The sequence below is a fragment of the Fervidibacillus halotolerans genome (assembly GCF_026547205.1).
GTDB lineage: Bacteria > Bacillota > Bacilli > Bacillales > Caldibacillaceae > Fervidibacillus > Fervidibacillus halotolerans.
The window spans coordinates 646,668-672,312 of sequence record NZ_CP106877.1; the positions used below are offsets into that span (position 1 = coordinate 646,668).

Here is a 25,645-nt window from a genome sequence, read left to right on the forward strand (position 1 = left end):
TCCTCCGATTATAGTTGGAGGACGTTTTTCCCGTATAAACAATGGAAGGTTGAAAATTAATTAAGGATATTACGTAAAATTATTTCATTCCATTAATGATGATTTGGACAACTTGTTCAATTTCGTTGTCAATAGGTGTATCTTCATTGTTTTGGAGAAACATGTGGGTAAAGAAAAACCCGAAAATGATGGTAAAAGCCGTTCTTGTCAAAATTTCTGATGGAATAGATTGCGTGATTTCCCCTTTTTCTTGAAATCGCTTGATGGCATCATTAATCCGTTTTAATACATTTTGTTCAAACAAAACTTTTACCTCTTGTTGAAACGGTTCAGTATAAACAAATTCCTTTACTAATATTTGAAAATATTCCTTGCTTTCTTTAAAAAATTCATACCGATTTTTTATCAAAGCGCGGAAAAAGGATTCAGGGGAATCCCCGTATGAAGCTAACATTTCTGAAAAAACATCTTCCGAAAGTGGTGGCAACGATTCTTTTAAAAAAGGGAGAAGAATCGAACGCAATAATTTTTCCTTCGTCTGGAAATGACGGAAAATCGTTCCTTCTGCAACATCGGCTTTTTTCGCAATTTCGCTCGTTGATGTGTTTGCGTATCCCTTTTCTGCAAACAGTTGTGCGGCAGCTTGAAGGACCCGCTGTTTTTTATCCGTCGTTTTCGTTTTTTTAGAATATTTAACGATTTCTTCCATTAAGCTGTGATTCAAGAATGAAGCCCCCTTTTAAAGCTTTCGATATTTTTTCAAGGCGAATAAGTTTAACGTAATAAAAATGAAAGCAAACGCCAGTAAAATGAGAAGATCTCCTTGAATATCGGATAAACCATTTCCTTTATACATAACTTCTTTCAACGCGTCTCCTCCATAGTACATCGGGAAAAATTTTGCTAACACTTGTACCCATTCTGCCATCCCGTCAAAAGGAATAATGCCGGAGAAAAAGATTTGCGGGATGATTACGACAGGAATGAATTGAACCATTTGGAATTCCGACTCGGCAAAGGCAGATAAAAGTGTACCGAGGGAAAGGGCGACGAGTGCTAGAAGGACATTTATGAGCAATACGTCCCAAATCGATCCTACTAAAACGATATCTAAAACCGTTATACCATAAATGACGACAAACACCGTTTGTAAAACAGCAAAAATACCATAACCGGTTAAATATGCCGTTAAAATTTCCCATCTTCGAATTGGAGTAGACATCATTTTATCTAAAGTTCCGGATGTTCGTTCCTTTAAAAATCCGATTCCAGAGATTAAAAATACGAAAAAGAAGACGAAAAATCCAATTAAAATTGGGCTTAAAACATCGAAAAATTCTGTATCCTCATCACCAAAAATATAAACGGTTTCCATATTGAGTTGAGGGAGTTCCATATTGTTCATTTGTCCCATTGCTTGCTGTTGCGTGGAACTGGCCAATATTTGATTGACTTTTGCATAAAGTGAACGGGCGGTTAATGGATCATCATTGTGCAAAATTAACGTAAAGTTTGTACCGTCCATTTGAAGTAAGCCGTCTAAATCCTCTTTTATAACGAGATCTTTCAATCCCTCTGTCTTTTCGAATTCTTGAATGGAAAAATTTCCTTCTTCCTGTTCGATAATCTGTTCATTGACATTTACGACACCGAGATTTATGTCCGTCGATTCGGTGGTAAAAATGATGTACATAAGGGATAAAATGAGAAGGGGGGCGATAAAAAGAAGTGCCAATGTCCGTTTATCCCTGACCATTTCTCGTATAATTCTACGGATTAAAGCGGTAACCCTCATTTTTCATCCCTCCCTGCAAGTAAAAATACACGATCGAAATTTTCCGTCCTATATACTTGTTTCAGTTCCTTTGGCGTACCTTGTGCGATCAGTTTACCATTTCTTACCATTGTAATCGAATCACATTTTTCCGCTTCGTCCATCACATGGGTTGTAATTATAATCGTTCTTCCTTCCTCTTTTAACCGAAACAATTCATCCCAAATTTGTAGTTTTAATTCAGGATCGATTCCCACAGTCGGTTCGTCTAAAATCAACAAATTTGGATTATGAACTAGTGCGATAGCTAAAGATAGTCGCCGTTTCATCCCTCCGGAATAGGCTGACACCTTTTTTGAAAGGTCTTCCGTTAAGTTGACGAGATTTGCTACATAATCGATCCGGTCATTCATTTCTCCTTTTTTTAATTTAAACAAGGAACCGAAAAAACGTAAATGTTCCAAACCTGTTAAATTTTCATATAGGGCATCTGATTGGGCCATGAAGCCGATTTTTTGCAAAACCTGTAAATTAGGCATTCTTTCATTAAATACGTTTACAAATCCTCGTTCAGGTGTTTCCATTCCAGCGACGAGCTTTACAATCGTTGTTTTCCCAGCACCGGACGGACCGATTAATCCGTGAATTGCTCCTTCTTGAACAGATAATTGAATATGATCTAATACGGTTTTTTTTCCATATTTTTTTTTGACCTTTTCCATTTGGACAGCTTGATTCATGAAATCCCCTCCTATATAAAAAGTGAGTACTTACTCATTTAATTTTAATACCGTAGAAGTACTTTGTCAACACGGTAAAGTGTAAAGGCAGGTTCGGGTAAATCAAGTGTTCTTTATTCGGGAGATGGAAAGGGAATGATGTAATTTAAGGGAAAAAGGGAAATGAGCGTTTTGAATAAAAAAGATACCTTTTTCTTCTTACAAATCCAATAGTTTATATTTTTGAGCCATCTTCAGCCATTCGCTTTTATTTTTTGTACCGAGTTTTTTGCTAATGCTTCGTCTATGGTTTTCCACAGTTCGAATACTAATATGCATCGTTTCTGCGATTTCCTTTTGTGTATATCCTTTTACCGTTAGAATGAAAACTTCCTGTTCCCTGGGTGATAAAGGAAATTTCCAATTGTCATCTTCTTTTATCGGTTGATTGGTATACAATTTTCCATTAACAATTTTCTCCCCTTTAAGAATCGATTGAAGGTAATGAATAATTTCATCGCTTTTGAATCGTTTCACTAAATAACCATCTGCTCCGTATTCCATCGCTTTCATTTGGTATTCCACTTCATCGTACATGGAAAAAATAACGATTTTTGCTTTCGGTAGAATGCCTCTTAATTCTTTTAACGTTAGGAGACCGTCCAGTCCATCTGGCATGGAAAGATCCAGTAAAACGAGATCGAAGGAATTTTGAAATGCCTTTTGAATCGCCTCTCTACCTTCTGATGCAAATTTGAGCGATTGAATAGGGAAGGCATCTTTTAATAAGAGCGCCAGTCCTTCACGAACAATTTCATGGTCATCAACGATTAATACATTCATTCTTTAATCTCCTTTCTAATTGTAATAAATCCTTCCACTCGAGTGGGACCCCCTATTTCTGTTATCCACTTTATATCGCCCTCGAGCATTTTTACCCGTTCCAACATATGTTGCATGCCGAGTCCGTGGCCTTTCGAATGTTGTGGATGGAAACCACTCCCATTGTCGGAAATTTGGAAATAGATGTTTTCATCGTCAATGGTTCCGTAAAGTTCAATGGTAATTTCAGTCGCTTTTCCGTGGCGGACGGCATTTGTTACCGCTTCTTGGATGACTCGAAAAAGATGCAATGAACTTTCGTTATCCAATTTATCTTCATTGAGTACGTTATATTTTATATGAAAATTCACATGATAAAGCTTTTTCCAGTCGTCAATGGATGAACGTAAAGCCGCTTCGAAACTTAAATAATCGAACATATTCGGTCGCAAAATTTTCGTTAACGATTGGATATTTTCGACCGTTTTCTCCATTACCGAATATAATTTTTCTAGTCGTTCGCTTTTTTTCTCATCATCGATTTTCCGTTTTAATAAATCTAATCCTAGAAAAATACTGTAAATATTTTGCCCAATATGGTCATGAAGTTCCCGTGCAATTCGTTTTCGTTCCATTTCTTGCGCTCGAATCGTTTCGTGTATTAATAACTCTTGGGTTTTTACTTTTTCAAGATGACTTTCCAAACTCGGATTGGATATTTGGAGTACTTGATACGTATTTTCATCCATTTTCAATTTGGTCATTGACATGTCGAAATCCGCATCTGAATCCACGTAATTTGGCATATGGGAACGAAAGCTGGGCAATGGATTGTCGCTAGCGAGAATGCATCGTTCCTCTCCCTCTTGGACTTGTCGCAATTGGCAGTAGCTACAATAGGGAACGTTTCCCCCCTTTTTCCATCCAGTAATTTCAATCGCCTTTTGATTCATATAATGAATTTTTCGATTTTGATCCATGATGACGATACCGATGGGGAGTTGGTCGATTACTTGTCGAAAGTTCGTTCTGTCCATTTTATTCACCTTCGTATTATAAAAATCGATTCAATATTCATTTTATCAAAAGAAAGAGGCATAAGATATGAGAAATCAAGGGAAAGAACATCATTGTGGAAAATATTTGTGTACAGGAGAGAACATTATTTTTAACAGGTAAGTTTCTTTCATTTATAACGTCATGAATTCGTATATTTGTGATGAATTTTTACCAAAAAAAAGAGGATTCGAAAAGGGGAAATAAGCCCCTTTACAGAATCCCACGAAAATTAACAGTGGTCATTTGATAAACGGAATGAGCCTACTTTTCATGTTTAGGTGGAAATTGGGATACACGCAAGATTTTTGAATTCAATCGAATAAAACGATAAAATTGGTAAATTTTACATTTTCTTAAAAACAACGTCTTTTTCGTCGGTTTCATTTCATTGCTTAATTGCATCTTTCCAAACCTCCGATCTTTATTCTGGAATGAAACTCCAACCGGGATTACCTTTCATTTTATAAATAAACATCGTGTGTAGCGTTCGTTTAATCCATGCGCCAGCAAGTCCGATTTCTAAACCGGATGCTTTTAAATCACGTCCGTAATCTGGATATCTTTCATAATCTGGTACGACAGGATACATGATAATCGATGCGGCAGAACCGTTCCAAATCGATTTTCCAATGGAAGCGATACAAGCGCCGGGCATTTCTGCCATCGATTCCTTATGACTAGGCTCCCTTCCTTCAATCATATCTACGATGTTTAGGGCTGCAACTTTACCAATGATACCCGAAGCCATTCCCGTTCTAGGAAGTGTAGCGGTAATGACTGTTCCATTTTTCGTCGTGTGAGGCTTCGAAACAGATCCAGGTGGTGCAAAGGCAATCCCTGCTGCAAACATATTTTTGTAATAGGGGGATTGATACGTCCTCGGCCAATCGGATGCCTTTAACTCTTCCCAAGGTTTTCCGTAATTTCCGTCCACTTTTAAAAACCCTGCCGGATTGGTTAGTCGATCCGTTATATCCTGTCCATCCTTATCGATATATTTAATTTTCGTTCCTTTAAATTGAGGGATCAGCATCGCAAAATCAAATTCCGTTTCGCCAAATTCACCATCGTAATTTTCCCAGTACACTTTTCCTTTTTCTACTTTTTTCACGGCTGTCTGTACTTGATAGTAAATATTTTGTTCTGCAAAAAGGGATTTCATAAATTGTTCCGATTTCATAATGTAACCGTGTTTGGAAGCGCATACACCGCCAACCCCAAGATCTCCCAACTGAGGTTCATTGGAAATCCACATAATTTTCGCCCGATCCCGTAATCCACGTTTAACAAGATCGTTATGAATATTCGTAATGTATTCAAGGGCAGCACCTTGGCACGTTGCTTGTCCGTGTCCTGTTCCGACTAATATTTTTACTTTTTCACCTTTTTCCATTCGTTTTACTTGTTCTAAATATGCATCTCGAGCAAGTTTTGCGTGATGAATATTACAAATGGAATGGCTATTTCCTTCATCAGGACCTAATCCTTCTGTCCCTTCAAAATTTAAATGGGGTCCTGTTGCGTTAATCACATAATCGTAATCGACCTTTTGAATTTCTCCATCCTTTGTTTCAATCGTAACATATTGATCGTCTGGATGAATGGATCTTGCCCATGCTTGGATGAAATTAATCCCCTTTTTCTGTAATACAGGTGCAAGTTCAAACATCACTTTTTCCGGTTTCATCCGGTCGATACCTACCCATACGAGGGAGGGAATGTAGGTGAATCTCGGCCATGGACTGATCATCGTAACATTATGTTTAGCACCGAGTTTCTTTTTTAAGTAAAGGGCGGCGGTTTGACCGGAAAATCCAGCTCCGATCACTACTACTTTTGCCATAAATGCTCTCTCCTTTATTCGATAGATTAAATACCACATAGGGTATAAAGAAGATAAAATAATACATGTATTATTTCAAATACCTTACAATTAAAAAATAGCACGATTTTCAAAAATATAGAAAGAGATTTGTACTGTTTTTGAAAAAATTAGGGGATTTCACTTAATTAAAAATAGAATAATTGAAAAAATGATGGAAACTTTTTGACAATAACATGGCGATACCTTTGAATTCCTTTTTTCCATGGAATTTCGATGGAATGGTATAATGAAAAAGGATAAATAAGGAAAAGTCGTGTATATCATCGAATGAATAATGAATGTAGAGGTTTGGAGAATATGGAATACGGTCAAAATGAGGTTGGTACCTTTATGCATCGGGTGAACCGTTTTATAGCGGAGGTAAGTATTCGGGGGAAGATTGAAAGGGTTCACGTGAAAAATACAGGACGGTTAAAGGAATTGCTAATAGAAGGTGCAACGGTTTTATTAGAAGAGGCTGATCATCCGAATCGGAAAACGAAATATTCCCTCGTTACGGTGAAAAAGGGAGACAAATGGGTAAATATCGATTCACAGGCACCGAACATCGTTGTATACGATGCTTTAATGAATAAAAAAATAAAAGAGTTTTCTTCGCTGGACATTTTTCGCGTGAAAAAAGAAGTTTATTTTAAAAAGTCACGTTTTGATCTGTTTTTTCAAGGGGAAAAGACGAGAGGTTTTATCGAAATAAAAGGTGTCACCCTTGAAAATAACGGGGTTGCCATGTTTCCCGATGCACCGACTGTCCGAGGAACGAAACATATTTATGAAATGGTGGAAGCGGTGGAGGAAGGATATATAGGGATTTTGTTTTTCCTCATTCAAATGGATGGATGCCGTGTCTTTTCTCCCAATAAAAGGATGGACCCGTCCTTTACAAAGGCCTTACTTGAAGCAAGGGAAGCAGGCGTTCACATCCTCGCCTACGACTCGATTGTTACAGAAAAAGGATTGACGATTGGAAAATCCATTGGAGTTCAAATCGAATAAATTGAAATAGCCCCAATGCAATTAAAAAAATAATATTTAGTTATAAGAACCTTTCTAGTATATTTTTCCATTTCCTTCGTTTTCGTATATTTTTCTTTTTTCCGTTTATCATAATAAGCGAAGGGAAATACCGATAAAAAAATGGGGTGTTTGCCATAGACCATTTACTCGTTTGTAAAGGAAGTTTGAATGTAATCGATTGAACACTCCCATTGGAGTAAAAGGATCAACGAACGATTACCATTGAGAAAATGTTTAATCGAAGTTGAATCAAATCGATGCATCATGCGTCATCCCCATGATCCATTTCCCTTCATAGGAGCAAGGTCGAGTATGGCCTTGCTCTTTTCCTTTTTATCAGAAGGGAAAATATCAGCTCGTTATAAAAATATTCCTGATACAAGTAAGGAACACTTTAATCAGGAACATCGATGGAAAGGCCATTCCTTTCGTTCAGGAGAAGAATGTAATGGAATCTATCTATTTATGAAAAAAGATTGATCGGAGGAAGGCAGGAAATGGAGCAGAAACAGGAAGGGTCCACTTTTATATATATTCCTGTTCGATATAAATCTTTTACATTTTCACAATCGATTTGTTCGTATGGATTACATGCTTCCATTGAACAACTACAATCATCTTCATGTTTGAAAGCTAACAATTCTAAAATGGCACAATCCTTTTTCAATCCTTTGATTCGAAATAGAAAGGTTGTAAAGCAGTGGTATTTTACTTCATTGCAACATTTGCACCGAAATGTCGTTACCCCATCGGATTTAAATGGACATCCGTCCTTCGTATACAGGATAAAGGGAATTGTATTTTTTCGCTTTACACTCGGATTTAACAATTCGTTAATCGCAACTTCGCAACCATTTTTACAAATTTCTTCACTTTCCCTTTGATACTGAAGGATTTCCTTTAATGTATCCCTTACACATTCGTAACAACTGATCGGGGAATTTTTCATTTCCATAGACTCCTTTCGTTGCTTCCCTTTTTCAAATTAGACCGGATTTTCCGGATCATTCATTTTGAAAGAAGGAAGATTTATTAAACAATTGACAACATGAATGTGAATCGGTGCGAAGGTAAGTGGCACAAGTAATCATATCCGATTAGAAAGAGTCGATCCAATCGTTTCTATTTCGACATTTCCGTTTGGCGTCACAATGACAATGGCAATCACATCGTCGTTTTTTGCATTTTTTCTTATTGCAGTCAATCTTTTTATGTTTTTCTTCCATTAGGAGAATCATCACGATCTCTTTTAATATGATTTTTCGAAGGGTTTGATCAATGAATTCGAATAGTTGTAAAAGAGCCTTTTCGTCTTTATGGGAGGAGTTTTTAATCAGCATCGCTTCGGCTTCGAGGACTTTGGCTAGGGATTGTTCCATATTTGCAATGGATTTGATAAAAGAATGGTGATCGCTTTTATTCCTGTGCTTTAGTAGTGATTGATCTTCTAAGAAATCATCGAACAACTGACTTGGTTGGCGTTTTCGTTCGTTCATCCCATTTCACCTCAAAAAACTGGAATCATTGTATTGTATGCTTGGTGAAATAAGAACGTATAAACGGTTACCCCACATTTTGCAATGTCTTTCTTTACTGTCAAAACTCGAGTTTTTTTCACACATATATTGTGAATCATTCGGTTCTATAGAGAGGAATTTGCTGCAAACGATTGAATCAAATTGGCTTCTTGAATCCCTTGCTAGGCAAAATCGATGTAGGTGTCTAAAACGATCGGTTCGAATCATGGGATTTCTATCATTTAAAAAAGGAAGCCGACGGGAAAATATTTAGAAGGGGATTCCAAATTTATTCATAAACCAATCGTCATCATACGTTCGTTTTTCAAAATATCTTTTTCTTTGTTCCAGCACATCACTTTTTAATAGTTCGCGAATGATTTGGTCTGGATTGGAATGTTTGATCTGTTTTTTACATTTTTCGATTCTTTTTTCATTAAAATGACTATAGGCCATTCGCATGAAATTGTAATATACATCATCCCACGTGAAATGAAATGGAACCTCACTTCCTTTACGGAAAACGTGCTGAATTTTGACGTGGGGAATGACTGCACAACGATAGCCGAACAACCAAAGTTTCAAAGATATTTCATCATCATTTCTTCCCCAAACGCGAAACCCCCGATCAAAACCGCCAATATCATCAAAGGTACTTTTTTTCATTGCTAAGCATCCTGCAGCTAAAAGGGGAGATTCAAACATTTTCCGTTTTGGTCCGTTCCATTTCACCTCTAAATTTTCGTTCCACGTATACCCATAGCCAATTGCTTGAGGATTTTTCGCGTTGGCAATTCCCGGATTCGTCGCGTCTGCCAATTTTTTTTCAATGGGATACAGTAGGCGATCGATCCAATACGGTTCAAAAAAAAGATGGGCATCGCAAAAGATGACGAATTTTCCCTTCGCCCGTTCAGCCCCAATATTCCTTGCCATCGCAACCCCCACATTGTCAGTAAACAAAACGTGAATCCGTTCGTCTTTATTCTTTCTTAGAAAATCACAACATCCGTCTGTTGAATGGTCATCGACGACAATGACTTCAAATGGGTATCGGGTTTTTGATTCAAATAAAGATTGAATGGTATTTTGAATATGAATACCTTCATTTTTCACGGGGATAATGATTGAAACGAGACCTCTTTTTTGTTTTTGATTCAAAAGGACTCCCCCTTTTCCGTTCACTAGTTTCAATTACTAATGGATTAATAAGATTGTAAAATATCCTCAACCATCTTTACGAATTGTTTCACCCTTACTTCCGTGGAATGGTTTTTGCGTATAAATTCATAACCTTCGTCGGTAATCCTTTGTCGTTCTTTATCATTCTTCAAGTAATATTCAGCCTGTTCGAGGAAATTCGTTTCATCGATGGCGACAAAGTTTTTACCTGGGATAAAGCCTAAATCACGGAGTTCGTTACTATATGGAGCAAGCAGTAACGTTTTACATGCGGGAGCTTCGAAATATTTTAAAATCGGATATTGGAAGATGGAATCACAAGTAAAAAAGATCTTTGCTTTGTTCAATTCCCTAGCATATCTTTCCCTTACAAAACCTTTCTGTTTTTTATCCATATATCGGGATGGGGGAGGCGGATGGTAGGTAAAGTTCGGATTATCTTTCAACGTTTCTTTTATTTTATATCGAAGGGGATAGATCGATTTACTAATGGTTCCCATCATCAATAGATCGATTTCTTTCTTTTGATTGTAATCTTTATATAGATCCGTCGGTACATGCTGGGGTAACCATTTCATTCGATCGGAAAGTTCAGGAAATCGCCGATAAAAACTGTCTCGATAAACGGAAAAAATATGTTGTACATTGTCTTCCTTTACAGCCTTTCGAAATTGGTGGAGGTTGTGCAAGTCCATGACATAGACGCCAAAAGGGATGTGTAACGAATTTAATCCAGTAATTGGGGGACAAATTAACGGGTTAGACCGATAGTACATAATTAATATAAAATCCGGTTGAACTCGAAGTTTTTTTAAAATTTCATGGATGTTTCCCTCATTATGCCAAATGACAAGGTTTGTTATTTTAGCCAATTCTCGTGCGAAATAATATTGTTTCGGGTTGTTCCACTTACGAAAATCACGCATAATTAATAGCAAATTCAATTTTTTCAAATTCTATTCGCCTTCCTTTGTTTGTGAGTAGGGAGGGGATCTATTTCTTACAACATATCTAAATATGTTCTTTTGAATCAAATTGAACAAAGTTTAAGGAATAAATGAAAGCAGTGGGGAAATTAGATTACCAATGATGTTTTTCAATGGCTAATCTAACATTTAAACCGTTGCAAAAAAATGTTCCCATTCTTTCCAACAAACTTCTCACGCCCAGTTTTTAACAATGGTTTTTCGAATTTCAATGGCCATTTTTTCTTTTACACTTTGATGGCGCATGATATATTGGATTGCTTTTCGAAATGCTGCAGGAGTTCGATCGACAATCATTCCGTTTTGATATGATTTGATAAGTTCAGGAACAATTCCCACTTTTGTTGAGATAATCGGAACTCCGCATGCAGCGGCTTCAAATACAGGTAGTGGTATGTGTTCTGATCGGCTTGCACAGAGAAAACAATCAAGCCCTTGATAATACGTAATCATTTCATCTCGGGAAACGAAATGTTCTGTTTTTGTACGGATATCAAGTTTCACCGGGAGGCCTAATAATGCTTTTTCAACAATATGATAACCTTTCAATTCGTTATCTTTTGATGATCCAACCCATCCAACGGTGAAAACGGGATTCTCCTTCCGTTGCTTTAACGGTTTGAATTGATGAATATCCACACCGACCCGAGTTTTATGAACTGGACGATATCGGCTGAAACGTTCGACAAATTCATCACTAGCTGTATTGACTGCCCTTAGTCCCTTGAAAAACTGTAAAAATTTTTTTGACAATTGTTGATTTTGATTTTGGAAAAACCGAAATTGCCTTTCAGATGAGATGCCTGCTACGAGTTTATTCAAGGGGATTCCTTTCTGATAAAGGGAATGGGCCATAATCACCGCCATCGGATAAATAAATTCGTACTGGTTCGCATCTTCCTTTTGTACTTCATGTTGATATTTTATATCTAATTGAACCCGGTTAGAGGGCATGGCCATCATATCCCGAGCATGGTGATCAAACGCCCAACCTGGTACATCTGGAACGAGTAATATTTTTCGAATATTTTCCCTTTCCTTTGTCATCCTCTTCATCCTTTGCTATCCTTTTGTCTCGCTAGTTTATACTATTCAGTGGGTATAAGTTGTTGCAGTTCATTATCCCAAATCAAAGGAAAAAAGGCGGAAAATAAACGGTCTGATTGCGATCGATTCAAATAACAATTTTTTTCGATGAAAGATCTGTTCGTTGGAATCGATTTTGTTTGGCGAGTTCTTTCTTTAAGAGTAAAAAAAGGTGTCTCAACCCCCGAAAAGGGAAGGGAAAAGACACCTGAATATGGAGAACATAGTCATCATTCCTTTGAGCAAAAGTTCGATATAGGAGATAGATATTTATACATGTTTTTCTATTATTTCATTACTCTAAAGATAGAGCTTCATCTAATAGCAACTCTAAAATAATTTCTTTTTTTATAATTAAGCGTAAGATTGCTTCGATTTGCTCCGGTGTACCATAAGCATTCGCTGCTTCTAAAGCTGCAGCCAACGCCCCTTCCATTTGTGCAATTGCGTCGATTAAATTTTCCTTCCCATTCATCAGTTTTCTCTCCTTTTCATATAATCGAGTTGTTTGGAGTGGTAGACTTAAACTTTTTTAATGCATTTTTCGGATCGATAACCTTTCTTGCATGTTTCAAAATGAATTCGTACGGAAGCATTCGGTGATCGGTTAAGATTAATGTGCAATCCGACTCCTTTAATTTTTCCTCTGAAATGGTAGAGGAGTGGAGAAGGTGATTTTCAATATGAATAAAAGGAACATACGGATCATGGTACGTGATGGATGCTCCTAATTTGACCAAACGCTCAATGATTTCTATCGCTTTTGATTCACGAATGTCATTCACATCCCTTTTATACGTAACGCCGATGATAAAAAGCTTTGATTTCGATAACGGTTTGTTTAAAGCTGCTGTTACTTTATGAATGATGTAATCAGGCATTTCCTTGTTGATCATTTCTGCACTTTCAATCATGGTCAAACGTTTTCCAATCATCTCTGCTTTCCATCTCAAAAAAACAGGATCGACAGGAATACAATGTCCTCCTGCACCAATACCCGGTTCAAAAGGTGTAAAGCCAAAGGGTTTTGTTTTACATGCTTCAATGACTTCCCACGGATCGAGATTCATTTTTTCACACAACATGGCCATTTCATTAATAAATGAAATGTTGATCAATCTTTGTGCGTTTTCGATCAGTTTTGCCATTTCAGCAGCCTTCGGACTGGATACTGGAACGATTTTCCGAAAGACGGTTCGATACAATGATTGCGCCTTTTTTGTACAAACATCGGTTACCCCTCCGATGATTTTTGGAATCTCTTCAGGCAAATATGTTTTTTGTCCCGGATCGATTCGTTCGGGAGAATAGGCTAAATAAAAATCTTTACCGACAATAAATCCTCTGCTTTCAATTTTAGGCATAATGATTTCTTCTGTCGTTCCCGGATAAGTAGAACTTTCTAAAATCATCAGTTGATCTTTGTTTAAATAGGGTAAACAGGAACAGACGGCTTCGTCAATGTAAGAAATATTTGGTTCTCCTTCTTTTGTCAAAGGAGTCGGAACACATAAAATGATTGTTTCTGCCTCTTTTACAAAAGAAAAGGAAGAATCGACATGGAAACGGTTCGATGCCCGAATCGATTGAAGATCGTCACTTTCCACATCACTGATAAAACTTTTTCCTTGTTTGATTAAATTGATTTTATTTTTGTCTGTATCGATTCCATAGACGGTGTGTCCTTTTTTATGAAATAAAAGTGCCAAGGGTAAACCGACGTAGCCTAGACCGATAATGGCGACTTTTGCCAAATTGAGTTCACCTTCTTTCTTGGTAAACAATATATGGACATCGACATGTGAGGGAAACGGCGAAAGCGGAAGGGAAGATAGGCATGTTTTTAACGGGATGAAAAGATTAGTGAAAATAGGGAACCTCCCTATGACCATTCGTCCAAACCCCTTTTTGGAAAGGACATATTTTGTATTGAAGGGACAGATTTATAGGGGAGATTGCTTGAAAAAACGGAAAAAGAAGGAGAGTGACATATGGTTTGTAATGCGACATTAACCGGTTCCGTAGAGGGATTCCCCTTATCTGCAACCGTGACCACAGAAGTGATCAATAGTGGTCAAAGTATTCGGTTTGAAGTGACGAATTTGACGCCTGGAACGTTAATTGATGAGTTTTTTATTGAGTTGGATGGCCCCTTTTTGAATGGATTAATGATGGGGATTGGAACGGAGGAGGATTGGTATTTCGAGTCAGACCCGGACTTTATAACACCTGCTTCCTGTGGCCAGTTCCGTTACAAATTTGGAACGAATGTACCGGACGCGAGGATTGCCTTTAATCAAACGGCTACCTTTTTTTTAGCAGCACCGATTCCCGGGACGTTTACAGAAGATGTACTAGATGGAGAACAGGCATGTGTTCGTGTTCAACAAGTTGGACCAAACGGGGAATTAAGCGGATGCGCCTGTGGTCCGTACAATTGTCTAGAGCCGACTCCAACCCCCACACCGACACCAGCGCCCACACCAACTCCCACACCTAGTCCACCTATATTGGATTGTCCAATGATGGAATCCATTATCGATATGGAAGCTGCCCTAGCAGAAACGTTAAATATCTTTGTACAGTACGGCGATTTGGATGCCTTAACGAGAGTAACGAAATTAATCATCGAGAAGGAAATTTTACTAGGATTGTTAGCGAATCGATGCTCCCAAATGGAAGAAGATGGATAGGATGAATGTAAATAATTTAGTGAAGATGTATAAAAACGTTGAACCTTTGCAGCCTTTTATATGATTTTTTGAGAGAAAAGTTGACGGCTTATGGAATGTGATAAAAATTGGTGATCAGTTCAATTAGGCGGACATGCAAACATCATCATTTTAAAATGATCAATTTTGACAAATGAATTTGTTTTAAAAAAGTTTCCATACACGTGGATGTATATAAAAAATTCCAACCATTACAAAGAAAGCTAAGAATTTGGAGGAAATCTCATGGGAATCATCGTAACGGGTTGTGCGGGTTTTATCGGGTTTCATTTAACGAAGCGTTTACTGAAAGATGGAAATTGGGTAATCGGCATCGATAATATGAATGATTATTATGATCCTTCTTTAAAGGAGAAACGATTAGCTCAGCTTTTACCCTATGAAACATTCACTTTTTTTCAAATAGATCTAGAAAATAAAAAAGGTTTGGAAAACATATTCGATACATTTAAACCGGAAGTCGTCATTAATCTCGGAGCCCAAGCAGGTGTTCGGTACAGTTTGGAAAATCCACAAAGTTATATTGACTCCAATATGACCGGATTTTTAAATATTTTAGAAGAAAGTAAACGATTAAAAGTCAAACATTTGATTTATGCTTCCTCTAGTTCGGTATACGGATTGAATAAAAAGATGCCTTTTCGAACGAGTGATCGAGTTGACCATCCGATTAGTATCTATGCTGCAACGAAACGGGCGAATGAATTATTTGCCCACGCCTATAGTTATTTGTACAATTTGCCAACGACTGGACTTCGTTTTTTTACTGTTTATGGGCCGTGGGGAAGGCCGGACATGGCATTGTTCCGTTTTACAGAGGCAATCTTTCAAGGAGAGACAATCCAACTGTATAATTATGGAAATATGAAAAGGGATTTTACTTACATCGATGATATTGTGGAAGCGATCGTACGATTGATTCCTCAAGCCCCAGTCGAAAGAAAAGAAAAGGAATTATCAACTTCACAGGTCAGTGTCGTCCCATTCCGCTTATACAATATCGGTAATAATCAACCGGTGAAATTAATGGAATTGATTCATGCAATTGAAGAATATTTGGGTAAAAAAGCAATAATCCAATATTTGCCTTTGCAACCAGGGGATGTACCGGAAACATATGCGGATGTCGATGATTTGTATGAAACGATCGACTTCCGTCCCAAAACATCTGTCAAAGAAGGGGTTCGTAAATTTATCGACTGGTATTTGGAATTTAAAAGGGAGAAGAACATCGATCGTAACGACTAGTTGAATAGACACACTTAATTAATTAAGAGATGGTTAATAAAATTACCGAATAAAAAATGAAAACGTGTAAACAAAAATTGATAAAATGAAACAAACGAAACATTGATTTCAAGAGAATGGGATGTAAAAAGGCAAATTCCAATAATTTATATATAGGGGAGAGCCGATTTTTTCGGCGCTCTTCCTTTTTTTGGTTGGGAATAAAGAAACATAGAAAAATTAAGAAACAAATTGTTATTTTTCGAAAACGTGTTATGATGAATAACAGGGCAATAAATTGCGATTTAGGACGTTTGTGAAGTACGGGAAGGAGCGGTTTTTGAAATGATTATTTGAACATTAATTTTTCAAAAAATTAATTATTTTCCCCAAAAGGGAGGGATGATGTTGTTAGACGTGGTGAATTTATCAAAGAGGTTTAAACATGTTCAAGCGGTGAAAGAAGTGAACATGCATATTCAACAGGGTGAAATTATCGGGTTACTCGGACCAAATGGGGCGGGTAAGTCGACAACCATTTCGATGATTTCCACTTTACTGAAACCGACTGGCGGAGATGTATATTTTAATGGTAAAAGTATTATTAAAGACCCGAAATCCATCCGTAGAAAATTAGGTGTCGTCCCACAGGAAATTGCTTTGTATCTTGATTTGACAGCGGAAGAAAACTTGCAATTTTTCGGTAAAATAAATGGAATAAAGGGTAAGAAATTAAAATCGCGAATTGAAGAAGTATTAGAATGGATTGGCTTAGCGGAACGAAGGAAAGATGTGGTAAAAAAATTTTCCGGTGGTATGAAAAGAAGGCTGAATATCGGTGTTGCTCTTTTACACGAGCCTGAAATCATTATTATGGATGAACCAACAGTCGGTATCGATCCCCAATCTCGGAATTATATTTTAGAAACGGTTAGACGGCTCAATCAACAGAAAGGCATGACTGTTTTGTACACGAGTCATTATATGGAGGAAGTCGAATATTTATGTGATCGAATTTACATAATGGATCAGGGGGAAGTTATCGCTTCTGGAACGAATGAAGAATTAAAGGACATCCTTTCATCAGAACAAACGATTACTATTCAAGTAGAGCGATTACATAAATCCTTTATCGATGCTCTAATTGCTGATTCTGCATTAAAGAAAGTTGATAACAGAGATAAAACGGTAACGGTTATTGCTCCAAAGAAATACCCTTTCTTCAAAAAAATTACCGGTTATGCAGAACAAACAGAAACATCCCTCGTATCCGTGGAAGTAAAGGCACCGACTTTGGAGGATGTTTTTCTCCACTTAACGGGTCGTGCCTTAAGGGATTAAAAAGGAGGGGATGGACATGATCGGACAATTTATAAAAAAGGATTTGTTGATGCTCATTCGAAATCGAAATGAACTCCTCATTTTATTATTAATGCCCCTCGTATTAATTTCCATCCTCGGTTTCGCCTTAGGTGGTTTTATTAGTGGTGGAAATTCGACGTTTCATGCGAAGGTTGCCATTGTCGATTATGGAAATGAACAAAGGGATATGGAAATATTCAAGGAACAGTTGCAGTCGTTGCCATTGGCTAGTGAAGCGAAAAATGAAATTGCTGAAGGGTTGGAAAATTTTCGTCCGATACGAATATTAATCGATGAGATGTTCGGAAGTGAGGAGCTGAAGCAAATTATTCAACTAGAACAGGTTTCTCCTGAACAAGTGGATCGGATAAAAAAGGAAGATGAATATTCAGCAATTATTGAAATCCCCGAGAAATTTACATATCACGTCTTTACTTCTGCTTTTCTAGGTGAAAAGAATGAAAAGGCAAAGCTATTATTATATAAAAATGAAGGACGTCAAATTTCGTCGCAAATCGTTGAGGAAGTATTAGAACAATTTCAAAGGCAATTATCTAATGTAACGGTGATCGGAAAGAGCGGAATTGATCCGGAAGCGGTGGTTGAAACAGTTTCAGGATCGATTGAAACGGTATTAAAGAGGAAACCGATAAATTCCATTGCTTATTATACGGTAGGAATGAATGTGTTTTTTATTATGTTTGTTGCTTCTACCATTAGTTCATTTGCGTACCGAGAAAAACGATTACAAGTGTTTAATCGGATTTTATTAACGAATGTTTCTCGATGGTTTTATTTTTTCGGGATTGTTTTTTCAACAATTTTCATCGCTTTACTGCAACAAATTATCTTGTATGGCATATCGACAATTGTTTTTCAAGTACGCTGGGAAAATGTTTTAGCATTTTTGGTTATCAATATGACTCTTAGTTTTGCAATCGGAGGATTTAGTGCGCTTCTTACATCAATGAACTTCCGATTAGATTCTGAAAATGCATCTAATGTTTTCAACAGCATTATCGTGACGCTGTTCGCCCTTCTTGGAGGAAGTTTTTTACCGATTAGTAGTTTTTCACCAATGTTGAATTTGATAGGGAATTTGACTCCAAACGGTGCAGGCATGACAGCTTTATTAAAATTGCTGCAAGGATATGAATGGGGAGATATATATATTTATGTCGTATATTTATTGGTGATTGGATTCGTCCTTTTAGCTGTGGCGGTAATGCTTTTTCCTAAGAGGAGGGCTGAAATATGATTGCCATTTTACAGACAAAATTTCGATTACTTTTGAAAAAACCGCTCATGTTTATTGGTATGACTGGAATGGGTTTATTATTTGCCTTCTTTCTAGGTATGGGACAGTATTCAAAAATGATGGTACCCGTCTTTTCAAATATAGAGAATTTAGAAAAAACGGAGATTTGGGAACAACTACAGGAATCTGAATCCATTGCGTTCTACATTGTGTCTGAAAAAGAAGCGAAGCGGGCAGTTAGTGAAGGAAAAGTAGAGGCAGCCGTTTCCCTTTCAGAAGATTCATATGAAATATTCGTTGTCTCAGGAACTCCGAATGTTCAGTTCATTCAGCATTATATTCATTCGATTTATTCGGATATTTTATTGAAAGAAAATATTCGAAAAGAATGGAAAAATGATGAAGATGGTGCAGAAGCTTTAATTAATCAACTTGAACAGGTGCGAGAGAATCCCTTATTTCAAATTCAAACAGGGACGTTTCAAATGGAAAATAGTTTTGTTTATGACAATCGTTTACAGTCCCTTTTTGGCATGTCCCTTTTTTTCGTCATTTACACGATCGCTTTCAACGTGGTTCATATTTTACAAGAAAAAACGGAAAAAGTATGGGATCGAATGATTTTGTCACCCCTTCGGAAATGGGAAATGTATACGGGGAATTTGCTTTATAGTTTCCTAATTGGATACGTTCAAGTCGTATTGATCTTTACCGTATTTAAATATTTAACGGGTGTAAATTTCTACGGCGGTTTTGGAAAAACACTCCTTCTTTTAATCCCGTATGTGTTTGCGATCATCGCCCTGTCGATGTTTATCGTAAGTGTTGTGAAAAATATACAGCAATATAACGCAATTATACCATTCATTTCTGTAAGTATGGCGATGCTCGGGGGAGCCTATTGGCCATTAGAAATTGTTTCCTCACCGATTTTGTTGACATTATCGAAATTTGTACCGATTACATACGGAATGGAATCGTTGAAAGGAGCAACGGTTTACGGGGCATCTTTAAATGAATTGATTGAACCTGTCAGCATTCTTATACTCATGGGTGTCCTATTTATTAGTTTGGGTATCGGTTTGATCGAACGCCGAAGCGAATAAGCGAAGGTGGGTCGAGGTTCCGGTTCCTTTGGCCCACTTATTTACGAAGAAAGGGGCTGTACTTTTGACAGCCCCTTCGTATGTTAGTCGTTTGAAATAATGACTTTCATCGCTTCGTTTTTCGATGCATTTTTAAATACTTCATACGCTTCTAAAATTTGGTCAAAGGTAAAACGATGGGTAATTAATTGCTCCGGTTGTAATTTCTTTGAAGTGACGGTTTTTAATAACATTGGTGTCGTATTCGTGTTAACGAGCCCGGTTGTTAATGTAATGTTGGAGATCCATAATTTTTCAATATGGAATTCGACTGGTTTTCCGTGAACACCGACGTTGGCTAAGAATCCACCTGGTTTTACAATTTCTTGGCAAATGTCGAAGGTCGCCGGAATTCCGACCGCTTCAATAGCCACATCGACTCCTTTTCCTTCGGTTAATTCCATAATTTTTTCAACTGCTTTTCCATCGCTACTATTGACCGTTTTCGTGGCGCCAAATTTACGGGACATTTCTAGCCGGTTGTCATCTAAGTCAACCATAATAATTTCCGCAGGAGAATAGAATTGGGCAGTTAAAAGAGCAGCCATTCCAACCGGTCCTGCACCGATAATTGCAACCGTTTGTCCCGGTTGTACTTGTCCATTTAAAACACCAATTTCAAATCCCGTCGGCAAAATATCGCTTAACATAACGAGTGCTTCTTCATCAGCACCTTCCGGAATATGATAGAGGCTATTGTCACCGTGGGGGATTCGAACATATTCAGCTTGCGTACCATCGATCAAATGGCCTAAAATCCAACCTCCGTCTTCGCAATGGGCATATAAACCTTTTTTACAATTTTCACATTTTCCGCAGGATGTAATACAGGAAATGAGTACTCGGTCACCTTTTTTGAAGTTTTTCACGCCATCACCGACTTCTTCGACAACTCCGACTCCTTCATGACCTAGAGTTCTGCCTTTCGTAACAGCGGGAACGTCACCGGATAAAATGTGGAGGTCGGTACCACAAATGGTCGTCTTCGTTATTCGGACGATCACATCCGTCGGTTTTTCAATTTTCGGGATCGGCTTTTCTACTACTTCTTTTTTTCCTGGTTCCACAAACGTTAGTGCTTTCATTTGCTCATCTCCTCCATAATTAAATATTTAACTGATTATAAAAATCAGTAGATCACAGAAAGAGTAAGGAAAAATTTTTAAAATAGATTTTGTAATCGCTTTAATAATAGGTAAACACTGTTATAGTGTGAAACCGCTTTCTTCCATACTTATAGATTTTATGTTTGTAACGGGTTTTATAGTAATAAGGAAATAAATCAACTAACCATTGAAAGATGAATGGAAAAACATAGTAGGGATTGATGAAGGTTTACTTTAAACTAGGAAGATGATTTAAGAATTCGTAATTTCTAAAATAAAGTATACTGGAAGAGAAATGTAAAATCAATATATATGTGAAAAATTTCACAATAAAAATTTCGACATTTTTCGACTTTCATACGACAAAAGCTTATTTATATGTTAAAAAAGGAGATATATTCACATTTGAAGAACTTAGTTTTGAATTTGCATTTTTTTACAAACGGAATTCGTTATGGGTTGTTTAGTAATGATTGGAAAGAAGTGGATAAAAAAGAACCGACGTAATTGTCGAGTTCTTAAAAGAGGATGAAGATGAAGGACTTTTCTATTATTTTTTCGTTATTACTAGACGGGAAGACGATAAACTACAGAAACTATTAACCTAACTCAATTTGTTAATGTACGCCATTTTCATAAAATTGTCGAGAATGATTGCATTGTTCGGATACAGTTTTAAAGAACGGGCGATTTGGGAAGTATCGATTTGGAATTGATTTTGAAATTGATCATTGTAATATTCAAGCAATGTTTCAAATTCTTGACCGGTAAATTCAGGATGAAATTGGGTACCGAAACAACCGAGATCTTGATTTTCAAAAGCGTTGATAAACTGCATCCCTTCTTTTTTCACTTCGGACAAAAGGAAAAGGGAATCATTTTGAATTTGGTTGTAATGGAAAGCGTATGCATAAAAATGATCCGCCACGTTTTCAAACAAAGGAGAAGGATGGCAAAGGGTAACCGGTTTTTCACCAATTTGGGGTTCATGTAAAAATTTCACAGACCCCGGTTGAATCACTTCACTAATAAGTTGTGCACCAAAACAAATGCCAAACAGGAATGTTTTTTCGCAAACCGGTTTTTGTTTATTGCTTTCGATGATTTTTCCTATAAATTTTTTCGTTTCGATTAACCACTTTTCTTGTGCAAAAACTTCCGTCATGCCTCCGGAAATGATGATCGGTTTCCCATTCGGAATCGATTGAAGTTCCCTGTACTGTTCCTTTAGCGGAATGACCTTCGTCGAATATCCAAATGTCTGTAACCGGTCAACGATTGGCTTTGCATATCCTTCCTTTCGATGATTTATATATCCAGTCGATTCCAATACGTATACGTCAAACATCGGTTTCCTCCTAAATATCGTTAAATATGTCTTTTTATACTGTATTGAAATTGAAAGGGGAGATCAAACCAAGTTTGACGTGTCAATGGGAACTATACATCGGTATCGTTTTACTAATGATATGTTTCCGATTACCGAACAATATAGCCAAATCAACGAAAAAGATGGATTCCAACATAATCCAAAACGAATGGAATCCCTCTTATAATATTCATAGATTCCGAAAAGAAACGGAGCTTGAATAGCAACAAGATTAATCATGAAATTATTATTCAATATTGCCTTTGGATTGATTGTACGTAAAATAAAGATACAAATTATCGATACTATCAAATAATCAGAAAAGGTTCGGACAAACCGAATGGCCGTTAGTAAGTGAAAACGAAACAAATTGGTTACGGGCAGCTCATTTTTTTTCGAAATTGAATGATTTTGTTTTGAAATTAGGAAAAATTGGAAAGAAATCCGATCTAATAAATAAAGGAATAGCCAAATTAAGCAAATGAATAGAAAAATGAGAGCAAAAACGAATATCCATCGATTTTGAATGTCAATAAAAATCCAAGAAAAATATTCGGAAAACAAAAGGATTCTAACTACTTGAACCAATATGTATACGTAGATGAAAGAAAGGTTCCACCTGTTTCCTTTGTCTGTAATGAATGCTGAAGAAACGAATAGGAAGATATTAAAAAACTTCCCAACAATTATCCCAAACAATACTGATGATAAAAAATAGAAAATACCTTTGACAAATGAAATGTCCATACTAATCCAAAATGTGAGCGAGTACATAATATATGGAATAATGAGGATACTTAAAATCTTTCGTTCTAATGAAAGAAATAATTCGCTAGATTTTAACCCATTTATTGGGTTTTCAATATTCTTTGTTTCTCAAATCCAAGGTACCATTGTGTTTGGTGCTTTATTGAGTATAGGAACTGCTTATATTTATTATAATCTTATAACAAAAACCTTCTATATACCAAAATCATGATAAATCCTCCTAGAATAGACGAATTAATATTTATAATAAACTGAAAAATCAATTTATAAATATAATACTATAAAATTCGGAAAGTAAAATCAAAACATCCGTATTTATCCATTATTTCTTTATTCTTCTAAAGTTATAAAATATTACCTATTACAATTATGGTGGAATACATTTTATAAGAGGATGAATCGATTGAACTAAACCTAATTAACTCTCATATAGAAATCACTATTGGTTATTAGAAAACAGAAATAGTTCCTAAACTTTATCTTTGGAAAAATAGATTATCTAAATCCAACTGTTTTTTATATAAAAATGATTGTTTTTTATTTTTATTAGGGTATAAAATGGTAAATAAGAAAGGGAGGGATTATTTTGAAATACAATAACACTTGGGATTTGGAGGCCATATTTCCTGGAGGTACGAAATCCCCGGAACTTAAAGCGAAACTCGAATCGATCAAGGAACAAATGAAAGATTATGAAAAACTTATTCAAAATTTCGATGTTTCGAATGACGGATTGGCCCGTTCGTTAAAAACTATTATTAAACAATACGAGATGATTGAAAAAGGACTTGGCCAATGTTCTACATTTGTCACCATGTGGCAATCAGCATACATGAATGATGAATATGCCAATGTTGCACTTGGTCAAGTGATGATGATTTACAGTGAATTACAAAAAATGACAACTACTTTGGAGAAAAAACTCGTAGCCATTTCTGATGATGATTGGGAAAAATTGTTTGAAGATACGGAATTGAAAATTGTTTCCTTTGCTTTGAATGAAATCCGGGATCAAGCAAAGCGTCTGCTTTCGGAAAACGAGGAAAAAATTATTACCGAACTAAATAAAGATGGAATTCATGCGTGGAGTCAATTGTACGATACGGTCGTTTCCATCATGAAAATTCCGTTTACAGACAAAGATGGCAATCAAACGGAATTATCCGTTGGTCAGGCGATGAACCGGATGTATTCGGATCCAGATCCAGCCGTACGGAAACAACTGTTTGACAATTGGGAAGCAGAATGGACGAAATATGCACCGATTTTCGCTGATACGTTAAACCATTTAAACGGTTACCGGTTAACGGTGCAAAATCTCCACGATCGGAAAGACTTTTTAGAAGAACCCCTTGAATACAATCGGATGACAAAAGAAACGTTAGATGCGATGTGGACAGCGGTTGCCAATAACAAACAACCCTTCGTCGACTTTTTGAATCAAAAGGCTAAAGTTTTAGGTATGGAAAAGTTGGCATGGCAAGATGTGGATGCACCAGTCAATGTCGGTGATATGAAACTGAAACAATTTACATATGATGAAGCGTGCGATTTTATTATCGAGCATTTTTCAAGTTTTGGTCCGAAACTATCAAATTTTGCAAAACATGCATTAGAAAACCGTTGGGTGGAAGCGGAAGACCGGCCAAACAAACGTCCAGGTGGCTATTGTACGAGTTTACCGGAATGGAAAGAGTCACGAATTTTTATGACGTTTACCGGTTCTTCCAGCGATGTAAGTACGTTGGCTCATGAACTTGGGCATGCTTTCCATAGTCACGTAATGAGGGATTTGCCTACATTGAATCAAAATTATGCGATGAATGTGGCAGAAACCGCAAGTACCTTCGCCGAAACGATTATTGGAAATGCGACGGTGGCAGCCGCTCAAACGAAGGAAGAAAAGATCTCGTTGTTAAATGCAAAATTGGAAAATGCAACGGCGATGTTTTTAAATATTCATGCCCGATTCTTGTTTGAAAAAGCCTTTTATGAAGAAAGGAAAAAGGGAATTGTCTCCGAGCAACGGTTGAATGAATTAATGTTAAATGCGCAAAAAGAAGCCTATAAAGACAGTTTAGCTACTTACCATCCGCATTTTTGGTGTAGCAAATTGCATTTCTTTATCGATAGTGTTCCGTTCTATAATTTCCCGTATACGTTCGGCTATTTGTTCAGTCTTGGTATTTATGCGGAATATTTAAAACAGCCTGAAGGATTTGAAGAAAAATATATCGCCTTGTTGAAAGATACCGGGTCGATGAAAGTGGAACAATTGGCGATGAAACATTTAGGTGTCGATTTGACGAAACCGGACTTTTGGGAAGCAGGCATTAAACTTGCAGCAAAGGATGCAGAGGAATTTATCCGATTGACGGAAGAATATGTTCGAAAATAACTTTAAGAATTATACTTCCATTGGATAAAGGAAGAGACAACAGGAACAAATCAATATATTTTTAAATGTCAAGAAAACCCTTCGTACTGTTTATGAAGGGTTTTTCGTTTCACCCGAAGAAATATCCGTGTTCATAGATTTATAATGATGTTCTTCTTTCCAAGGAATTTAAAAGCTTTCAAATATCGTTTTCACGACGGATCATTACATCCTAGGATTCAATGAGATCATTACAT

At 36.8% G+C, this 25,645-nt stretch carries 23 protein-coding genes; 7 read left to right on the forward strand and 16 right to left on the reverse strand.

What is annotated here, in order from left to right:
* Positions 1-79: 79 nt before the first annotated feature.
* The 7 genes from OE105_RS03055 to OE105_RS03085 all read right to left on the reverse strand — a co-directional run bounded on the left by OE105_RS03055 (position 80) and on the right by OE105_RS03085 (position 6,217).
* Positions 80-724, reverse strand: a complete 645-nt coding sequence (locus OE105_RS03055) for a TetR/AcrR family transcriptional regulator (RefSeq protein ID WP_275421263.1) — start codon at positions 722-724, stop codon at positions 80-82.
* 15 nt (positions 725-739) lie between these two features.
* Positions 740-1,795, reverse strand: coding sequence for an ABC transporter permease (locus OE105_RS03060; RefSeq protein ID WP_275421264.1), 1,056 nt, complete (start codon positions 1,793-1,795; stop codon positions 740-742).
* On the reverse strand, positions 1,792-2,514 hold the full coding sequence (locus OE105_RS03065) for an ABC transporter ATP-binding protein (protein WP_275421265.1): 723 nt from the start codon (positions 2,512-2,514) through the stop codon (positions 1,792-1,794). The genes OE105_RS03060 and OE105_RS03065 overlap by 4 nt, the downstream gene beginning before the upstream one ends.
* 198 nt (positions 2,515-2,712) lie before the next feature.
* A complete protein-coding gene (locus OE105_RS03070; protein WP_275421266.1) occupies positions 2,713-3,336 on the reverse strand; it encodes a response regulator transcription factor in 624 nt (207 codons plus the stop codon).
* Positions 3,333-4,352, reverse strand: a complete 1,020-nt coding sequence (locus OE105_RS03075) for a sensor histidine kinase (protein WP_275421267.1) — start codon at positions 4,350-4,352, stop codon at positions 3,333-3,335. Before OE105_RS03075 ends, OE105_RS03070 begins: the two co-directional genes overlap by 4 nt.
* Positions 4,353-4,635: 283 nt before the next feature.
* Positions 4,636-4,776 (reverse strand): hypothetical protein, encoded by a 141-nt coding sequence (locus OE105_RS03080; protein ID WP_275421268.1) that lies wholly within the window; start codon positions 4,774-4,776, stop codon positions 4,636-4,638.
* A gap of 19 nt (positions 4,777-4,795) precedes the next feature.
* The gene (locus tag OE105_RS03085) at positions 4,796-6,217 is read right to left on the reverse strand and encodes an NAD(P)/FAD-dependent oxidoreductase (RefSeq protein WP_275421269.1); all 1,422 of its coding nucleotides are present in this window, start codon (positions 6,215-6,217) and stop codon (positions 4,796-4,798) included.
* Between the two features lie 339 nt (positions 6,218-6,556).
* Between OE105_RS03085 and sfsA the strand changes: the two genes are divergently transcribed.
* Positions 6,557-7,252 (forward strand): DNA/RNA nuclease SfsA, encoded by a 696-nt coding sequence (gene sfsA / locus OE105_RS03090; protein WP_275421270.1) that lies wholly within the window; start codon positions 6,557-6,559, stop codon positions 7,250-7,252.
* A gap of 484 nt (positions 7,253-7,736) precedes the next feature.
* On the opposite strand, the gene OE105_RS03095 is transcribed toward sfsA, so the two are convergent.
* From OE105_RS03095 to OE105_RS03125, 7 genes are all read right to left on the reverse strand, one after another.
* Entirely contained in the window at positions 7,737-8,222 is a 486-nt protein-coding gene (locus OE105_RS03095; protein WP_275421271.1) for a CotY/CotZ family spore coat protein, read from the reverse strand.
* 148 nt (positions 8,223-8,370) lie between these two features.
* On the reverse strand, positions 8,371-8,769 hold the full coding sequence (locus OE105_RS03100; protein ID WP_275421272.1) for a hypothetical protein: 399 nt from the start codon (positions 8,767-8,769) through the stop codon (positions 8,371-8,373).
* Between the two features lie 291 nt (positions 8,770-9,060).
* Positions 9,061-9,951, reverse strand: coding sequence for a glycosyltransferase family 2 protein (locus tag OE105_RS03105; RefSeq protein ID WP_275421273.1), 891 nt, complete (start codon positions 9,949-9,951; stop codon positions 9,061-9,063).
* Between the two features lie 44 nt (positions 9,952-9,995).
* Complete coding sequence (locus OE105_RS03110; RefSeq protein WP_275421274.1) at positions 9,996-10,925, reverse strand: glycosyltransferase; 930 nt, start codon at positions 10,923-10,925, stop codon at positions 9,996-9,998.
* A gap of 207 nt (positions 10,926-11,132) precedes the next feature.
* A complete protein-coding gene (locus OE105_RS03115) occupies positions 11,133-12,014 on the reverse strand; it encodes a glycosyltransferase family 4 protein (RefSeq protein WP_275421275.1) in 882 nt (293 codons plus the stop codon).
* 325 nt (positions 12,015-12,339) lie between these two features.
* Positions 12,340-12,519: a hypothetical protein gene (locus OE105_RS03120; protein WP_275421276.1), complete on the reverse strand. Its 180-nt coding sequence runs from the start codon at positions 12,517-12,519 to the stop codon at positions 12,340-12,342.
* Between the two features lie 16 nt (positions 12,520-12,535).
* Positions 12,536-13,798, reverse strand: a complete 1,263-nt coding sequence (locus OE105_RS03125) for a nucleotide sugar dehydrogenase (RefSeq protein ID WP_275421277.1) — start codon at positions 13,796-13,798, stop codon at positions 12,536-12,538.
* Between the two features lie 237 nt (positions 13,799-14,035).
* On the opposite strand from OE105_RS03125, the gene OE105_RS03130 reads away from it, so the two are divergent.
* The 5 genes from OE105_RS03130 (at position 14,036) to OE105_RS03150 (ending at position 19,729) form a co-directional block, all read left to right on the forward strand.
* A complete protein-coding gene (locus OE105_RS03130; protein ID WP_275421278.1) occupies positions 14,036-14,737 on the forward strand; it encodes a hypothetical protein in 702 nt (233 codons plus the stop codon).
* 264 nt (positions 14,738-15,001) lie between these two features.
* Positions 15,002-16,024: an NAD-dependent epimerase gene (locus OE105_RS03135; protein WP_275421279.1), complete on the forward strand. Its 1,023-nt coding sequence runs from the start codon at positions 15,002-15,004 to the stop codon at positions 16,022-16,024.
* A 387-nt stretch (positions 16,025-16,411) separates the two neighbouring features.
* Positions 16,412-17,344 carry an ABC transporter ATP-binding protein gene (locus tag OE105_RS03140; RefSeq protein WP_275421280.1) on the forward strand — a complete coding sequence of 311 codons (933 nt, stop codon included), beginning with the start codon at positions 16,412-16,414 and terminating at the stop codon, positions 17,342-17,344.
* 16 nt (positions 17,345-17,360) lie between these two features.
* Positions 17,361-18,623 (forward strand): ABC transporter permease, encoded by a 1,263-nt coding sequence (locus tag OE105_RS03145; RefSeq protein WP_275421281.1) that lies wholly within the window; start codon positions 17,361-17,363, stop codon positions 18,621-18,623.
* Positions 18,620-19,729: an ABC transporter permease gene (locus tag OE105_RS03150; RefSeq protein ID WP_275421282.1), complete on the forward strand. Its 1,110-nt coding sequence runs from the start codon at positions 18,620-18,622 to the stop codon at positions 19,727-19,729. Before OE105_RS03145 ends, OE105_RS03150 begins: the two co-directional genes overlap by 4 nt.
* Positions 19,730-19,812: 83 nt before the next feature.
* Here the strand turns inward: OE105_RS03150 and OE105_RS03155 are convergent, their stop codons facing one another.
* A complete protein-coding gene (locus tag OE105_RS03155; RefSeq protein ID WP_275421284.1) occupies positions 19,813-20,853 on the reverse strand; it encodes a zinc-dependent alcohol dehydrogenase family protein in 1,041 nt (346 codons plus the stop codon).
* A 625-nt stretch (positions 20,854-21,478) separates the two neighbouring features.
* Entirely contained in the window at positions 21,479-22,222 is a 744-nt protein-coding gene (locus tag OE105_RS03160) for a type 1 glutamine amidotransferase (protein WP_275421285.1), read from the reverse strand.
* Positions 22,223-23,597: 1,375 nt separating this feature from the next.
* On the opposite strand from OE105_RS03160, the gene OE105_RS03165 reads away from it, so the two are divergent.
* A complete protein-coding gene (locus OE105_RS03165; RefSeq protein ID WP_275421286.1) occupies positions 23,598-25,409 on the forward strand; it encodes a M3 family oligoendopeptidase in 1,812 nt (603 codons plus the stop codon).
* The last annotated feature ends 236 nt before the right edge of the window (positions 25,410-25,645 follow it).

Bases quoted from the DNA above. Each gene is read 5' to 3' on its own strand.
- OE105_RS03065 (WP_275421265.1), bottom strand. From the start codon at position 2,514: ATGAATCAAGCTGTCCAAATGGAAAAGGTCAAAAAAAAATATGGAAAA.
- OE105_RS03095 (WP_275421271.1), bottom strand. From the start codon at position 8,222: ATGAAAAATTCCCCGATCAGTTGTTACGAATGTGTAAGGGATACATTA.
- OE105_RS03075 (WP_275421267.1), bottom strand. From the start codon at position 4,352: ATGGACAGAACGAACTTTCGACAAGTAATCGACCAACTCCCCATCGGT.
- OE105_RS03120 (WP_275421276.1), bottom strand. From the start codon at position 12,519: ATGAATGGGAAGGAAAATTTAATCGACGCAATTGCACAAATGGAAGGG.
- OE105_RS03115 (WP_275421275.1), bottom strand. From the start codon at position 12,014: ATGAAGAGGATGACAAAGGAAAGGGAAAATATTCGAAAAATATTACTC.
- sfsA (WP_275421270.1), top strand. From the start codon at position 6,557: ATGGAATACGGTCAAAATGAGGTTGGTACCTTTATGCATCGGGTGAAC.
- OE105_RS03150 (WP_275421282.1), top strand. From the start codon at position 18,620: ATGATTGCCATTTTACAGACAAAATTTCGATTACTTTTGAAAAAACCG.
- OE105_RS03100 (WP_275421272.1), bottom strand. From the start codon at position 8,769: ATGAACGAACGAAAACGCCAACCAAGTCAGTTGTTCGATGATTTCTTA.
- OE105_RS03130 (WP_275421278.1), top strand. From the start codon at position 14,036: ATGGTTTGTAATGCGACATTAACCGGTTCCGTAGAGGGATTCCCCTTA.
- OE105_RS03070 (WP_275421266.1), bottom strand. From the start codon at position 3,336: ATGAATGTATTAATCGTTGATGACCATGAAATTGTTCGTGAAGGACTG.
- OE105_RS03060 (WP_275421264.1), bottom strand. From the start codon at position 1,795: ATGAGGGTTACCGCTTTAATCCGTAGAATTATACGAGAAATGGTCAGG.
- OE105_RS03155 (WP_275421284.1), bottom strand. From the start codon at position 20,853: ATGAAAGCACTAACGTTTGTGGAACCAGGAAAAAAAGAAGTAGTAGAA.
- OE105_RS03085 (WP_275421269.1), bottom strand. From the start codon at position 6,217: ATGGCAAAAGTAGTAGTGATCGGAGCTGGATTTTCCGGTCAAACCGCC.
- OE105_RS03080 (WP_275421268.1), bottom strand. From the start codon at position 4,776: ATGCAATTAAGCAATGAAATGAAACCGACGAAAAAGACGTTGTTTTTA.
- OE105_RS03145 (WP_275421281.1), top strand. From the start codon at position 17,361: ATGATCGGACAATTTATAAAAAAGGATTTGTTGATGCTCATTCGAAAT.
- OE105_RS03135 (WP_275421279.1), top strand. From the start codon at position 15,002: ATGGGAATCATCGTAACGGGTTGTGCGGGTTTTATCGGGTTTCATTTA.
- OE105_RS03160 (WP_275421285.1), bottom strand. From the start codon at position 22,222: ATGTTTGACGTATACGTATTGGAATCGACTGGATATATAAATCATCGA.